Annotated in this window: 13 protein-coding genes; 5 read left to right on the top strand and 8 right to left on the bottom strand. The window is 35.0% G+C overall.

Annotation, left to right across the window (positions count from 1 at the left end; genetic code table 11):
- The first annotated feature begins 50 nt into the window (after positions 1-50).
- The 5 genes from ACZ1JT_RS09675 to ACZ1JT_RS09655 all read left to right on the top strand — a co-directional run bounded on the left by ACZ1JT_RS09675 (position 51) and on the right by ACZ1JT_RS09655 (position 5,937).
- Positions 51-581 (top strand): RNA polymerase sigma factor, encoded by a 531-nt coding sequence (locus ACZ1JT_RS09675; RefSeq protein ID WP_465093617.1) that lies wholly within the window; start codon positions 51-53, stop codon positions 579-581.
- Positions 581-1,381 carry an anti-sigma factor gene (locus tag ACZ1JT_RS09670; RefSeq protein ID WP_465093616.1) on the top strand — a complete coding sequence of 267 codons (801 nt, stop codon included), beginning with the start codon at positions 581-583 and terminating at the stop codon, positions 1,379-1,381. The genes ACZ1JT_RS09675 and ACZ1JT_RS09670 overlap by 1 nt, the downstream gene beginning before the upstream one ends.
- Before the next feature lie 67 nt (positions 1,382-1,448).
- Positions 1,449-2,132 carry an SIR2 family NAD-dependent protein deacylase gene (locus ACZ1JT_RS09665; RefSeq protein WP_465093615.1) on the top strand — a complete coding sequence of 228 codons (684 nt, stop codon included), beginning with the start codon at positions 1,449-1,451 and terminating at the stop codon, positions 2,130-2,132.
- Between the two features lie 153 nt (positions 2,133-2,285).
- Positions 2,286-3,629 carry an adenylosuccinate lyase gene (gene purB, locus ACZ1JT_RS09660; protein WP_465093614.1) on the top strand — a complete coding sequence of 448 codons (1,344 nt, stop codon included), beginning with the start codon at positions 2,286-2,288 and terminating at the stop codon, positions 3,627-3,629.
- Between the two features lie 67 nt (positions 3,630-3,696).
- Positions 3,697-5,937, top strand: a complete 2,241-nt coding sequence (locus ACZ1JT_RS09655) for a cation:proton antiporter (RefSeq protein ID WP_465093613.1) — start codon at positions 3,697-3,699, stop codon at positions 5,935-5,937.
- Positions 5,938-5,985: 48 nt separating this feature from the next.
- On the opposite strand, the gene guaB is transcribed toward ACZ1JT_RS09655, so the two are convergent.
- The 8 genes from guaB to ACZ1JT_RS09615 form a co-directional block, all read right to left on the bottom strand.
- Complete coding sequence (guaB, locus tag ACZ1JT_RS09650) at positions 5,986-7,458, bottom strand: IMP dehydrogenase (protein WP_465093612.1); 1,473 nt, start codon at positions 7,456-7,458, stop codon at positions 5,986-5,988.
- An 83-nt stretch (positions 7,459-7,541) separates the two neighbouring features.
- Positions 7,542-8,411 (bottom strand): hydroxymethylglutaryl-CoA lyase, encoded by an 870-nt coding sequence (locus ACZ1JT_RS09645; protein ID WP_465093611.1) that lies wholly within the window; start codon positions 8,409-8,411, stop codon positions 7,542-7,544.
- A 21-nt stretch (positions 8,412-8,432) separates the two neighbouring features.
- Complete coding sequence (locus tag ACZ1JT_RS09640; protein ID WP_465093610.1) at positions 8,433-9,452, bottom strand: quinone-dependent dihydroorotate dehydrogenase; 1,020 nt, start codon at positions 9,450-9,452, stop codon at positions 8,433-8,435.
- A gap of 5 nt (positions 9,453-9,457) precedes the next feature.
- Complete coding sequence (locus tag ACZ1JT_RS09635; RefSeq protein WP_465093609.1) at positions 9,458-10,636, bottom strand: AIR synthase related protein; 1,179 nt, start codon at positions 10,634-10,636, stop codon at positions 9,458-9,460.
- Between the two features lie 174 nt (positions 10,637-10,810).
- Complete coding sequence (locus tag ACZ1JT_RS09630; RefSeq protein ID WP_465093608.1) at positions 10,811-11,665, bottom strand: OmpA family protein; 855 nt, start codon at positions 11,663-11,665, stop codon at positions 10,811-10,813.
- 60 nt (positions 11,666-11,725) lie between these two features.
- The gene (locus ACZ1JT_RS09625) at positions 11,726-12,457 is read right to left on the bottom strand and encodes an OmpA family protein (protein ID WP_465095287.1); all 732 of its coding nucleotides are present in this window, start codon (positions 12,455-12,457) and stop codon (positions 11,726-11,728) included.
- Positions 12,458-12,995: 538 nt separating this feature from the next.
- Positions 12,996-15,185, bottom strand: coding sequence for a glutamine synthetase III family protein (locus tag ACZ1JT_RS09620; RefSeq protein ID WP_465093607.1), 2,190 nt, complete (start codon positions 15,183-15,185; stop codon positions 12,996-12,998).
- Positions 15,186-15,304: 119 nt separating this feature from the next.
- Positions 15,305-16,138: a hypothetical protein gene (locus ACZ1JT_RS09615; protein ID WP_465093606.1), complete on the bottom strand. Its 834-nt coding sequence runs from the start codon at positions 16,136-16,138 to the stop codon at positions 15,305-15,307.
- Positions 16,139-16,251: the final 113 nt, after the last annotated feature.

Raw genomic sequence — 16,251 nt, 5'->3', positions numbered from 1 at the left:
TATAGCTTTTTAAATATTGTTTCTTAACTTGGGGAAGTTAATTCCTACTTATGACTCAAGAAGAATTATTGGAGCAAATTTATAAAAAAGACGACAAAGCCTTTACTCTTTTATACGATATGTACGCTAAAAGCCTTTTTGGTGTGATTTTTAATTTGATAAAAGACAAAGAAGAAGCAGAAGACGTATTACAGGAAACCTTTGTGAAAATTTGGAAAAACTTAGATTCGTACAACGAAACCAAAGGTCGGTTTTTTACATGGATTCTAAATATAGCGCGCAATTCGGCTATAGACAAACTTCGCTCAAAAGGATATAACAACAATCAAAAAAACTTATCAACCGATAATTTCGTACATATACTTGACGACAATTCCAAACTCAACAACAAAATTGATATTATTGGGATTCAGGAGTTTGTTCAAAAATTAAAACCCAAATGTATTCAGTTAATTGATTTGTTGTTTTTTAAAGGCTATACACAACAGGAAGCTTCAGATGAACTTGAAATTCCGCTTGGAACCGTAAAAACACAAAACAGAAACTGCATAAACGAATTAAGAAACCTATTGAAAGTGTAATGAATAGCAAAGAGTACATAGAGAGTGGTATTTTAGAGCTTTATGTTTTCGGTAAACTTTCCGAAGCAGAAATGCTCGAAGTACAACAAATGGCAGCAGATAGTCCCGCAATCCGTTCCGAAATTGCAGCAATAGAAAAAGCTGTAATTAATTTGTCGTATAGTGTTTCTCCAAATATTTCATCGGAAACCTACATTAAAATTCGTCAAGAATTATTAGGTAACGAGAGTAAAACCATTAGTCTGAAATCCAGAACAAATTGGATTCAATATACCGGTTGGGCAGCCTCAGTACTTGTAGTTTTAGGTGCCGGATTGATGTATTTTCAAATGAATAACACCATGGACGAAAAAATCAACTTTGAAATAAACAAAAACAAAGCTGATTACGAAAACATGAAACAAACAGTAACCACTCTTGAAGATAAAAATAAGGTTTCTGAAACCATGCTCGACATTTTAAGAGACAAAAACAATACAATTGTAAACTTAGGAGGTCAAGCTGCGATGCCAACCGCAAGTGCCAAAATATACTGGAATAATCAATCTAAAACCGTGTATGTAGATGCGAAAAACCTACCCGATCCTCCAAAAGGAATGGTGTATCAGGTTTGGGCTTTAAAAATGAATCCGCTCACACCAACAAGCATTGGATTATTAGAACGAGCAACTGCCGAATCATCCCGAATGTACAAAGTTGACAACACTACAGATGCAGAAGCTTTTGGTATTACTTTAGAACCCGATGGTGGTAGCCCATCACCAACAATGGAAAAATTATACACCCTAGGCAAAGTATAACTTACTTCACTCAAAAAACAAACCTCAACTGCACATCACCTTTGAGGTTTTTAAGTATTATAACACGATGAAAAAGAAAATTGTAGTATTAACCGGTGCTGGTATAAGTGCCGAGAGTGGTATCAAAACTTTTCGTGATGCAGATGGACTTTGGGAAGGACATGATATCATGGAAGTAGCTTCTCCTATTGGTTGGGCAAAAAACCCTGAGCTTGTATTGAATTTTTACAACAAACGCAGAGCTCAATTATTAGAAGTACATCCCAACCAAGGCCATTTACTTGTTGCCGAGCTAGAAAAGCATCATACCGTTTTTGTAATTACACAAAATGTTGACGATTTACACGAACGAGCAGGCAGTACAAATGTGCTACACCTACATGGTGAACTTTTTAAAGTGCGTAGTACTAAACTTCACAATCACATATTGAATTGGAAAAAAGATTTGGTTTTAGGCGATTTGGACTTTCAAGGTAATCAGCTTCGTCCGCATATTGTTTGGTTTGGAGAAGAAGTTCCTGCCATAGAACAAGCCATTCCTATTGTTGAAGATGCCGATATATTACTTGTTATTGGTACATCACTTCAAGTTTATCCTGCTGCAAGTTTGATTAACTATGTAAACAATCAAATTCCAATTTATTATATCGACCCAAAACCTGCAACAATATACAATATTCCTAATCCTGTAACCATTATACCAAAAAATGCCAGCGAAGGAATGGAGCAAATTATGAGTTATAAATTATAAGTTAATAAAATGCAATAGACAACTGGAATACTTGTTATACAGAAAACTATAAACTGCAACTGAAAGCTCAAACGTGGTAAAAAAAATAAAACTTATAATTCATAACTCACAACTTATAACTATTTTTGCATCTTCAAAAACAACACAACAAACATGCAATTAACTGAATTAAATGCTATTTCGCCAATTGATGGTCGTTATAGAAATAAAACCGTTTCCTTATCCCAATTTTTTTCTGAAGAAGCTTTAATTCGCTACCGTGTTTTGGTAGAAGTAGAATATTTTATCGCGTTATGCGAATTACCATTACCACAATTAGCAGGTGTAGACAAATCTGTTTATCCAGAATTACGTAAGATTTACGAAAACTTCTCAACAGAAGATGCGCTATGGATAAAAGAAACTGAAAAAACTACCAATCACGATGTTAAAGCAGTTGAGTATTTCATAAAAGCTGCATTTGACAACTTGGGTTTACAGCCTTATAAAGAGTTTATTCACTTCGGATTAACTTCTCAAGATATTAACAATACTGCTATTCCCCTTTCAACAAAAAAGGCTTTCGAAAAAGTTTATATGCCTGGTTTAATAAGTGTTGTTGCAAAGCTAAAAGAACTTAGTATTGAATGGGCAGATGTTCCTATGTTGGCTCGTACGCACGGTCAACCAGCATCCCCTACTCGACTTGGAAAAGAGATTCAGGTATTTGTTGAGCGTTTAGAAGAACAAATGCGATTACTTTTCAACGTTCCTTTTGCTGCGAAGTTTGGTGGTGCAACAGGAAATTACAATGCGCATGTAGTTGCTTACCCAAATATTAATTGGAGAGAATTTGGTAATGAATTTGTTGAAGATATTCTAGGATTACATCATTCATTCCCAACTACACAAATAGAACATTACGATCATTTTGCTGCTTTTTTTGACGCTTTAAAACGCATCAATACCATTTTAATTGATTTGGACCGCGATATATGGACATATGTTTCGATGGATTATTTCAAACAAAAAATCAAAGCTGGTGAAATTGGTTCATCGGCTATGCCTCATAAAGTAAATCCGATTGACTTTGAAAACTCAGAAGGAAATTTAGGAATTGCCAATGCCATTTTCGAACATTTGTCGGCAAAACTGCCTATATCGCGATTGCAACGTGATTTAACAGACAGTACCGTTTTAAGAAATATTGGTGTGCCAATGGGACACACTTTAATCGCTTTTGAAGCTACCTTAAAAGGATTAAACAAATTACTTTTAAACGAAGACAAATTTGCAGAAGATTTGGAAAAAAACTGGGCCGTAGTAGCTGAAGCAATTCAAACGATTTTACGCCGAGAAGGCTATCCAAATCCGTATGAAGCTTTAAAAGACTTGACGAGAACCAATACTGTAATTAACAAAACCTCAATTCATTCGTTTATAGAAACCTTAAATGTTTCGGATACTATCAAAAATGAATTGAAACAAATTACACCTAGTAATTACTTAGGAATTTAATTCAATACGCTTTCAATCCTTGATAATACCAGCTTTTTTTAGTATTTTTCGCTAAGAATTGCCAACTATGTTATTAACGGTTTCAACTTCAGCAGCGACAACACATCTACAACCCTTAATCAGTGATTTAGGATTGATCCTAATGACGGCTGGAATTGCTGTAGTTATTTTCCGCAAATTAAAACAACCCTTAGTTTTAGGTTATCTGATTGCCGGTTTTTTAGCTGGAAATAATTTTGATTTTTTTCCGACGGTAAAAGACACGCATAGTGTTGAAGTTTGGGCACAAATAGGTGTTATTTTCCTTCTTTTCAGTTTAGGATTAGAGTTCAGTTTTAAAAAGCTGGTTAAAGTAGGTAGTACCGCTTCAATTACCGCAATAACCCAAATTGTTGTTATGGTAATTCTAGGATTTGCTGTAGGTCATTTTATGGGCTGGAAGCGCTTAGATTGTGTTTTTCTTGGTGTAATGCTATCTATTTCCTCTACCACAATTATCTTAAAAACATTTGATGAATTAGGCGTAAAAGCACAAAAATTTGCTGGAAACGTAATTGGCACATTAATCGTACAAGACATTTTAGCCATCTTAATGATGGTTTTACTCTCAACCTTGGCGGTAAGTCGTCAATTTTCAGGAATGGAACTTTTCTATTCTATTTTAAAGCTATTATTCTTTCTTACCATCTGGTTTATTGGTGGCATCTTTTTCATTCCGAGTTTGCTGAAAAAAGCCAAACATTTATTAACCGATGAGATGCTTTTAATTATTTCATTAGCCTTATGTTTGGTCATGGTCATTTTGGCGTCTCAAGTTGGCTTTTCCCCTGCACTTGGAGCTTTTATTATGGGTTCTATTATTGCTGAAACCACACAAGCCGAACATATTGAGCATTTGGTAAAACCAGTAAAAGACCTGTTTGGTGCCGTTTTTTTTGTATCGGTAGGCATGTTAATCGATCCTAAAACATTAATTTTATACGCGATTCCTGTTGCGATTCTAACTTTAATAACACTATTCGGTCAGTCGATAAGTTCTACCATTGGCTCATTAGTTTCAGGGCAACCTTTAAAACAATCGGTTCAAACCGGAATGAGTTTATCACAAATTGGCGAATTCTCGTTTATTATTGCAACTATGGGCATGGCCTTGCATGTAACAAGCGATTTTCTTTACCCTACCATTGTTGCCGTTTCAGCCATCACTACATTTACCACTCCATACATGGTAAAACTAAGTTCGCCTGTAGCTATTTATCTCGAAAAAAAACTTCCTAAAAAATGGATTCATAGTATAGAACAGTATAGTGCAAATACCGAAGCTATTAAAACCGTAAGTGCTTGGCAAGGCTTCATTAAAATCTATCTTTTTCAAATACTAATTCACTCCATAATCATTGTTGCTATTGTTTTATTATCGACCGAATTTATACTGCCTCTTGTAAAAGATTCGAAATTTGGTCATGCGCTCGCAGCTTTGGTAACATTGATTTTATTGTCGCCATTTTTATGGGCATTATCACTTCGCAAAATAGCCACAAATGAAGTAGATGAACTCTTTGAAAACCGAAAATACAGAGGCCCTATTGTTGTTCTTTTCTTTTTAAGAATGGCGTTAGGCTTATTTTTCATAGGTTTTATTTTAAACAATTTCTTCTCGCCAGGAACAGCTTTCATCGCTTTAATTGTTGCATTAGTTGCATATATCCTTTTCCCAAAGCAACTTCACAGACGCTATCAGCGCATTGAAAAACATTTCATGACTAATTTAAATGAACGAGAAATTAGCAAAGAACAACGAACGCGAAGGGACTTAACCCCATGGGATGGACACATGGCTACATTTGATATTGTAAGAGAATCCAATTTAGCAGGAAAAACATTAGAAGAAATTCGGGTTAGAGAAAAAATGGGAATTAACGTCGCTTTTATTAAACGAGGCGACATCATGATTAATGTTCCTAGCCGAAATGAACGATTATTTCCTGGTGATGAAATTTGTGTAATTGGAAGTGATACGCAAGTAAAAAAGTTTAAAAAATTCTTGGATCAGAATGAAATTGAACCTCCGGAAAATTTAGAAGAATCCGATATTGTATTACAACATTTAGAACTCAAAAATGAAGCATTTATTGGAAAAAGTATCCGTGAATCGCAAATACGTGAAAAAACAAATGGTTTGGTGGTAGGCATAGAGCGTGAAGGCCGACGTATGCTAAATCCGGATTCTCATTTGATATTGGAAGCTGGTGATATTCTATGGGTTGTAGGAGACCGAAAATTACTTTCGAGTTTAAGAAAAACATAAAAGGGAATACAAAAATGTATTCCCTTTGTTATAATTTAAAAGTACTAATTATCTAGAATAATTTGGAGCCTCTTTAGTAATCGTTACATTATGAGGATGACTTTCACCAATTCCGCTAGTAGTAATTCTAACAAAACGTCCATTGGTTTGTAGTGTTTCGATATCTTTTGCACCACAATATCCCATTCCGGCACGTAATCCTCCAATAAATTGAAGCATACTCTCATTCAATTCGCCTTTATATGGAACACGTCCTACAATACCTTCCGGCACTAATTTTTTAACATCATCTTCAACATCTTGAAAATAACGATCTTTTGAGCCTTCTTTCATAGCCTCAACAGAACCCATTCCGCGATACGATTTGAATTTTCTTCCTTCGAAAATAATCGTTTCGCCTGGCGATTCTTTTGTCCCAGCCAATAACGACCCTAACATTACACAATCTGCTCCTGCGGCAATTGCTTTTGGAATATCTCCTGTATAACGAATACCACCATCTGCAATTACAGGAACACCTGTACCGCGTAAAGCAGCAGCAACCTCTAACACGGCTGAAAACTGAGGGAATCCTACACCCGCTACAACACGAGTAGTACAAATAGAACCGGGTCCTATTCCAACTTTTACAGCATCAGCACCATTTTCAGCTAAATAAATTGCAGCTTCCGGAGTGGCAATATTTCCAACAACTACGTCTAATTCTGGAAATTTTGCTTTAACATCTTTCAATACAGAAACCACACCTTTGGTATGTCCGTGCGCCGTATCAATAATAACAGCATCTACACCAGCTGCAACAAGAGCAGAAGCTCTTTCAACAGCATCGGCAGTTACTCCCAAAGCAGCAGCAACACGCAAACGACCAAATTTATCTTTATTTGCATTAGGCTTTTGCGTAAGTTTTGTAATATCTCTGAAGGTAATTAATCCTATAAGTTTATTGTTAGCATTAACAACTGGCAACTTTTCAATTTTATTGCCTTGAAGAATTTCTTCGGCTTGAACCAAGGTAGTTCCTTCTGGAGCAGTAACTAAATTATCTGAAGTCATTACTTCGGTAATCGCTCTGGTATTGTTTTTCTCGAAACGCAAATCACGATTGGTTACAATTCCTTTTAGGATCATGTTTTCATCAACAACAGGAATTCCACCAATACTAAACTCACGCATTACTTGTTTAGCATCACCAACATTTGCAGTTAAAGGCAAAGTAACCGGATCAATAATCATACCGCTTTCCGCACGTTTCACTTTACGCACTTCGGCAGCTTGTTGCTCGATAGTCATATTTTTATGCAACACACCTATTCCACCTTCTTGAGCCATTGCTATAGCCATAGCGCTTTCGGTAACGGTATCCATTGCGGCAGATACAATTGGTGCGTTTAAGGTAATATTTTTAGAAAATTTTGTTTTGATACTTACTTCGCGTGGAAGTACTTCGGAATAATTGGGAACTAAGAGTACATCGTCGTAAGTTAAACCTTCACCGACAATTTTAGCTGTGTGTGCTTTCATGTTGCAATTTGTAGTTAAATTGCATGCAAATATAGTGGTTTTATTTTGAGTATCAAAGTCTCAAAAACACAAAGACATGTTAATTAATGATAGACCGTAAAGATTTTAAGCGCTTCATTATAAGAACTTTCAAAACTCATTGCGCTTAAATTAGTATCGGCTTTTTGAGCAGTAAAATAGGAAAGCATTTTTTCGGTTGGCATATTCCCTGTTAAATCGTCTTTAGCCATAGGACAACCACCAAAACCTTGAATAGCACCATCAAATCGTCTACAACCTGCTTTATATGCAGCATCAACTTTTTCAAACCATTTATCAGGTGTGGTATGCAAGTGAGCTCCAAATTCTACATTTGGATATTTCGGAATCAAGTTTGAGAATAGATATTCTATTACTTCTGGAGTAGAACTTCCAATAGTATCGGATAAGGAAAGTATTTTCACTCCCATTTTAGCAAGCTTTTCTGTCCATTCTCCAACTATTTCAACATTCCATGGATCACCATAGGGATTTCCGAAGCCCATTGAAATATAGGTCACTACTTCTTTCTTGCTTTTATCGGCTATGTCTAAAATTTCTTGTAGCGTTACTAAAGACTCCGCAATGGTTTTATGTGTATTTCGCATCTGGAAATTTTCAGAAATCGAAAAAGGAAAACCTAAATATTGAATTTCGGGATGAACGGATGCGTTTTCAGCACCTTGTGTATTAGCGATAATAGCCAACAATTTACTTTGTGTAGTAGACAAATCCAACTTTGCCAACACCTCTGCAGTGTCTTGCATCTGCGGAATAGCTTTTGGTGATACAAAACTTCCAAAGTCAATTGTATCAAATCCAACACGCAATAACGATTGTATGTACTGAACCTTTTTATCCGTAGGAATAAAGTCCTTAATACCTTGCATTGCGTCACGAGGACATTCGATAATTTTAACTTTTTCGGTTATCATACTTTTCAAAAGTAAAACTATTTATGCTTTTTCTAAAATCTTTTTATTAATTGCTTTAACCAAAGCCGGTCCTTCATAAATAAAACCTGTATACAATTGAACCAAACTTGCCCCAGCATTTAATTTTTCAATGGCATCATCTGCGGTATGAATTCCACCAACACCAATGATTGGAAAAGCTTTATTACTCTTTTCGGAAAGAAATCGAATTACTTCCGTAGCTCTTTTAGTAAGTGGTTTACCTGATAGCCCACCCGCTTCAATTTTATTTACCGATTTCAAACCTTCACGAGACAAGGTTGTATTTGTAGCAATAACCCCAGCAATTTGAGTTTCTTTTACAATATCAATAATATCTAACAATTGCTCATCGGTTAAATCGGGTGCAATTTTAAGTAGAATTGGTTTTGGATTTGATTTTGCGTTATTTAAATTTTGAAGTGTTTGCAGCAAATGTGTTAGTGGCTCTTTATCTTGCAAAGCACGTAAATTAGGCGTGTTTGGTGAGCTTACATTTACAACAAAATAATCTACATAATCAAACAAGGCATGAAAACAAATTTCATAATCTTTAACCGCTTCTTCGTTTGGTGTAATTTTATTTTTGCCAATATTCCCACCAATTAAAACGCCGTTGTTTTTCTTCAACCGAAGAACAGCTTCATCAACTCCACCATTATTAAACCCCATTCGGTTAATGATTGCAGAATCTTCTAACAAGCGAAAGAGACGTTGTTTTGGGTTTCCGCTTTGTGCTTTTGGAGTTAGCGTACCGATTTCAATAAAACCAAATCCAAAATTGGATAGTTCTTTATAAAGTTTTGCATCTTTATCAAATCCTGCAGCCAAACCAACCGGATTCTTGAATTTTAAACCAAAAACCTCACGTTCCAATCGTTTATCGTTTACTTCATACATCGATTTAAATAACGATGAAATTCCAGGTACTTTATTAGCGAAACGTACTGCTGAAAATGAAAAATGATGAATTGTTTCGGGATTAAAACAAAACAATATTGGGCGAATAAGTTGTTTATACATGATTCTTAATATTCAAAAACACCATACTCGGAAGTAATGGTTAATTGTTTTGCATCGGAAGCCTCTACTCTACCTACAATTTGAGCATCAACTCCAAAAGATTTTGAAATTTCGATAATATCTTCGGCAATATCAGCTGGAACATACAATTCCATTCGGTGTCCACAATTAAACACCTGATACATTTCTTTCCAATCCGTTTTAGATTGCTCTTGAATTAGTTTAAACAAAGGTGGAACTGGAAATAAATTATCTTTAATAATATGCAAATTATCTACAAAATGAAGAATTTTTGTTTGAGCACCACCACTACAATGCACCATTCCGTGAATTAATGTAGCTGTGTATTTGTCTAAAACGGCTTTAATAATTGGCGCATACGTTCGTGTTGGAGAAAGCACCAGTTTTCCAGCATCAACAGGAGAACCTTCAACAGCATCGGTAAGAGTTACATTTCCCGAATAAACCAAATCATTTGGCACTGATACATCATAACTCTCCGGATATTTTTGAGCAAGGTACTTTGCAAAAACGTCGTGACGTGCAGACGTCAGTCCGTTACTTCCCATTCCGCCGTTATATTCTTTCTCATAGTCCGCCTGACCAAAGGAAGCTAAACCAACAATAACATCACCAGCTTGGATATTAGCATTGTCTACTACATCAGAACGTTTCATTCGTGCAGTTACCGTTGAATCTACAATAATAGTACGAACCAAATCACCAACATCGGCAGTTTCACCACCCGTAGAATGTACGGTAACCCCAAATTCTTTTAATTCGGAAATTAATTCTTCGGTTCCATTAATTATTGCTGAAAGTACTTCACCTGGAATCAAACTTTTGTTTCTACCAATAGTGGAAGAAAGCATTATATTATTGGTTGCTCCTACACAAAGAAGATCATCAATATTCATAATTAATGCATCTTGAGCAATTCCTTTCCAAACCGAAATATCTCCGGTTTCTTTCCAATACATATAGGCTAAAGATGATTTTGTTCCTGCGCCATCGGCATGCATGATTAAACAATAATCATCGTCGTTGGTTAAGTAATCGGGAACAATTTTGCAGAAAGCTTTTGGGAATAAACCCTTATCGATGTTTTTAATAGCGTTGTGCACATCTTCTTTTGAGGCAGAAACCCCACGAAGATTGTAACGTTGACTGTTATCAGAACTCATGTAGTGTGTTTGTGTTGTTGTGGTGCAAAGGTAAAAATTAGTTAGAAGTTATGACCCGAAAAAAAAATAAAGTTTTTATTTTTTTGAATTGGCGAAGCAGTTATAAGTTACAAGTTTTTTATACCAATTAGGCAATCTTCCCTTGTCTCTTGTCCCTTTTAACTTTTAACTTTACTATTTACTCAAAATCATAATTTCAACACGGCGATTGGCTGCTGCTTCCTCCGGATTTGCTTCTGGTATTGGAAACTTAGGATGAGAAACTCCAAATCCTTTTACTTTTATCCGGTTGCTAGGAATACTATTTGATTGTAGAACTCTGCGAACTTGCTTAGCTCTCTCTAAAGATAAATTTCTTCTGTCGGCATCTACACAACAAATATGCCCTTGAATTTCGATTCTCATTTTCGGATTTTTATCCAAAATATAAAGCAATTCATCAATAGCGCGTTTAGAGGTTGGAACAATGGCAAATGTATTCTGATAAAACAAAATGTCTTTCATAACAATGCGCGTTCCGGGTTTGGATAAATTAATTTTCTCTTCTAGTGTAGCGTTTTCCGGAAAGTGCATATCCTCTTCCTCAATAGGAACAATATCTTCATCATTCACAACCAAAGGTGTAAGTCCTAAAATTTCATTTTCTCGAGCTAAATCTTTAGCCAAGATATAGTGAATAACCACTTTACGGTTTTCTGCTTTAATTTTAGATTGATTGTGTGTTTCACCAAAGCTTCGTGTTTTAAAATCGTCACGAATTTTGACATTATTCTTTACAATAAAATCATGAATCTGCTTAACTCGGCGTTGAGAAAGCGAATCGTTAAAAGCATTTGTACCATCTTCATCGGCATAACCGTTAATGGCCACAACTTTCGATTCTTTATTCGTATTTATCCAATTGTTTAGCAATTCCGCTTGTTTTTTATCTAAAGTATGCTTCCCACTCTCAAAATAAAGGGTGAATTTTTCCTGAGCATCACTTAACAGTGAAAAAACTAAAAACAAAAAAATCAAAACTCGTTTCATAATACACAATTTAACCGTGTAACGAATAAACAAAATTTAAATGACAAATAAAACCCTTTATCAATTTTCAAGAATAAGAAGTTCTACTCGACGGTTTTCATCGCGTTCAAAATCATTTTTTTCCGGAATGGGATATAACGGCATTGAACTTCCATACCCTTTGTATGACAATCGGTTTTTGTCGATTCCGTTATCAATAAGATAGTTGTATACCGTTTGACATCTTAGTGTTGAAATATTTTCCACATCGCCTTGTGGTTGACAACAAATATGGCCTTGGATTTCGACTTTCAATTTCGGATTATTCGTCATAATCACCAGTATTTCTTTTAAAATTGGTTTTGATTTTGGCAACACAACCCCAGAGCGATTATAGAAGTTAAGATGTTTCAAACGTAATTTATCGCCAACTTTCAAGGCATTAATTTGTTCTGAAAGTTGCTTTTCAGGTTGTTTATCCGAATAATAGATTTCTACTTTTCGGTTATCACTTTGTATTTTAGATTGTTCAAACCGTTTACCCCATCCTTTTATTTCAACATCGCTTGAAACTCTCAAGTTATTATTTTTAAGAATTTCCAAAACAGAAATGGCACGTTTTACAGATAACGTATCGTTATATTCGAACGAACCAAGACTATCGCAGAAACCATGCACCTTTAAAATTTCAGCAGTTTTATGCAGTTGTATCCAATCCGTTAATTTAGCATTCGATTGCGAATTCATTATTGGATTATCCAAATCAAAATAAACTTCAAGTTTATTCTGGGAAAAAAGACAACTTGAAAACATAAAGAGAACTATTAAAAAAGGACTGGATTGTTTCATATCAATACAATTTGCAATTGCTAAGTAACGATTCTTTCGAATAGGCACAAAAAAAGTGAGGTGATTTTATCACCTCACTCCTTCTAAGGGTTTAATTTGATTGGTTTACAAGAAAAGCAACTTGGAATGCTTCGCCTTGCTCGTTTAATGGCTGTTGAAACTACCCTGAAGTTACAACAGCCATTTTTATATAACTTAATTATCAACAAAAAGTTATACTAAACAATATGATAATCAACCGATTAAATAATAATCAGGAAGATTCAATACAATTTCACAGTTATTCTAAATGGGAATACAATCGTATGATTGAATGTTTTTAGGAAGAAATAAAATACGTGGCTAATTTTATTACTCCAAAGTTAAACCATAAATATTTGATAAAAAAACGGTTTCAACAAATTCATTATCAATAAATTACACTTTTCTACAAAACAACTAAAAAGCAAGACGAAATGCGCTTAAAAAAAGAGCCTTCTTAAAAAAGAAGGCTCTTGAAAAATTATTTTGTAAACAATAATTCTCTGTATTTAGTTAAGGTCCAAATTTCATCATCGACCAACAATTCCAATTTATCAGAATGGTATCGGATTTCTTCAAAAAACGGTTTTACTTTTTCGCAATACGAATCAGCCATTTTTTCAACTGATGTTAAATTATTTGCTTTTCTACGCTCTTCGGTCATTGCCTCAACTTTTGTGTTGATTCCTTCAATATGTTCAGAGATTTCTTTAATCAATCCGATTTGCTCTTTTGCAATTTTTTCAAAATCTTTTCCGAAAATTTCCTTCAATCCTTTTACGTTTTCAATTAGCATGTTTTGATAACGAATAGCTGTTGGAATAACATGATTTCTAGCGATATCTCCAAGAACACGACCTTCGATTTGGATTTTTTTCACGTATTCTTCCAATTCGATTTCGTAACGCGCTTCCATTTCTACATGGTTCATCACATTCATTTCATTGAATAAATCCATTGCTTTTTTAGAAACTTTGGCTTTCAACGCTTTTGGAGTTGTTTTATGATTGCTCAAACCACGTTTTTTAGCTTCTTTCTCCCATGCATCACTATATCCGTCACCTTCAAAAATGATTTTTTTCGTTTGTTTGATATACTCACGTAATACATTAAAGATAGCATCATCTTTTTTCATGTCTTTTTTCTCGATCAAAGCATCAACTTCCATCTTGAAATCTTTCAATTGTTTCGCTACAATTGTATTTAACGTAGTCATTGACACGGCACAGTTTGCAGAAGAACCAACTGCTCTGAATTCAAACTTATTACCTGTAAAAGCAAATGGAGATGTTCTATTTCTATCGGTGTTATCCAATAAAACATCTGGAATTTTACCTACAACATTCAATTTTAAATCGGTTTTTTCTTCAGGAGATAATTTTCCTTTAGACACTCCTTCTAACTCTTCTAAAACTTTACTCAATTGTTGTCCGATAAAAACTGAAATGATTGCTGGAGGCGCTTCGTTTGCACCCAAACGATGGTCATTACTTGCCGAAGCTATAGATGCTCTCAACAACTCTTCATTATCATGAACCGCTTTAATAGTATTAATAAAGAAGGTTAAAAATTGTAAATTACTCATTGGTGTTTTACCAGGACTTAATAAATTAATTCCGGTATCTGTAGCCAACGACCAGTTATTGTGTTTTCCAGAACCATTCACTCCTTTGAAAGGTTTTTCATGGAACAACACTTTAAAGTGATGACGTTCTGCAACTTTTTGCATTACATCCATTAACAACGAGTTATGGTCTACCGCTAAATTAATCTCTTCAAATATAGGGGCAAGCTCAAACTGATTTGGTGCAACTTCATTATGACGAGTTTTTACCGGAATACCCAATAACATACATTCGTTTTCTAAATCGCGCATGTAGTTTAATACACGGGTAGGAATTGAACCGAAATAATGATCTTCTAATTGCTGACCTTTAGCAGAAGTATGTCCAAGCAATGTTCTTCCAGTAGCTAAAATATCAGGTCTTGAAGCCGCTAATGCAGCATCAATAAGAAAATATTCTTGTTCCCAACCCAATGTTGGTGTTACTTTTTTAACGTTTTTATCGAAATACTTAGCCACTTCTGAAGCCGAAGTATCAATAGCATGTAACGCTCTTAATAAAGGTGCTTTATTATCTAACGCTTCTCCAGTGTACGAAACAAAAACAGTTGGGATACACAACGTTGTTCCGTAAATAAACGCCGGTGATGTTGGATCCCAAGCAGTATAACCACGAGCTTCGAATGTATTTCTAATTCCTCCGTTTGGAAATGATGAAGCATCGGGCTCTTGTTGTACCAATTGACTTCCTCCAAATTTTTCTACTGGATCACTACCATCCATAGATGTTTCAAAAAAAGCATCATGTTTTTCAGCAGTAGTACCTGTTAAAGGCTGAAACCAGTGGGTATAGTGAGTCACTCCTTTTGACAATGCCCATTCTTTCATTCCCATTGCAATATAATCGGCAATTTTACGATCGATTTTAACGCCTTGATCAATAGCGCTTCTAACAGCCTTGTATGCTTCAGGCGTTAAAAATTGACGCATTGCTTTGTCGTTAAAAACATTACTTCCGAAAATCGCTGATTTTCTATCCAATTCTTCCACAGAAATCGGCTTTCTGTCGGTTGCTTTTTGAAGCGCATGAAAACGAAATACTGACATATAGTTGTGTTTTATAAATTTATACCCTATTATTTCAATGCAAAAATATAAATATTTTACAATAAAATAAAAAACACCCCTATTTTTTTAGGGGTGTTTACTTAAAAAATAAAAAAACATTATCTCGTTCTAATTGCATATAACTGTGTAAGCTGACCTGGTATTATTGTTCTATCACCGTTTGTCAACTCATCATCACGTATACCTCCTATTGTTTGATGTGTAGCATCGGAAACTAGCTTACCATCTATAATTGATCCGTGATCTATGGCTAATGCACCAGAATTCATTCTTACTGAAGATACCCAAACCATATCACCTCTAGACATAAGAACTTTAAAAGACCCAATTTTTCTAACATCGGTAGTTGATGGAACTGGATTATCAATCTTATCTCCTAATCCAACTCCTCCATTTGAAGCATTAGTTGATTTTACAAAATAATCCCCTTCAAACACTTCTAACAAAGATGTAGATTTCTCCTTAACAACTGTACAAACAGAATTCACGCTCCCTGGAAATGAAAAATTAGTCACGACTGGATTTGTTCCATCATAATTAACCGAAAAAGTTAAAGAAAATTTACTTTCACCAACACCTCCTCTTAAGATTGTTCTAAGTCCCAATCTATCATACGATGTTGACAATTCATTGACAGCAACTTCTTGATTGTCCATAAAAACCACACCACTAATAGACTCACTGTCGTTAAAAACATTAATCTTAATTGTACCTTGAGAGAAAACACCTTTGTAAATTCCGTTAGCGCTATTGTCAAAAAAAGAAATGGCTTCGGGAACAGAACTACAAGAAGCACATTTGTACGGCTTTCTTGCCGTTTCCGAAACAGCTGGATCATCGGAATTATCACATGAAGGAATAAAAAAAGCCATTCCTAATACCATCACTAAGCCTAAAAGCTTACCTCTACGAATTGTAACTAATTTTTTCATAATATTTATATTTAATTGATGATTACATAAACATTATGGGGCGAAAAAACATTTCAAGGTGGTATTTATGACAAATGCTTTCTCAAAGTTACTAAATTCTATAAGTTGATATC

Source organism: Flavobacterium sp. IC2-16, from assembly GCF_055521455.1.
The sequence above is the reverse complement of the archived record's forward strand: the minus strand, read 5'-3'. Positions and strand labels throughout refer to the sequence as shown.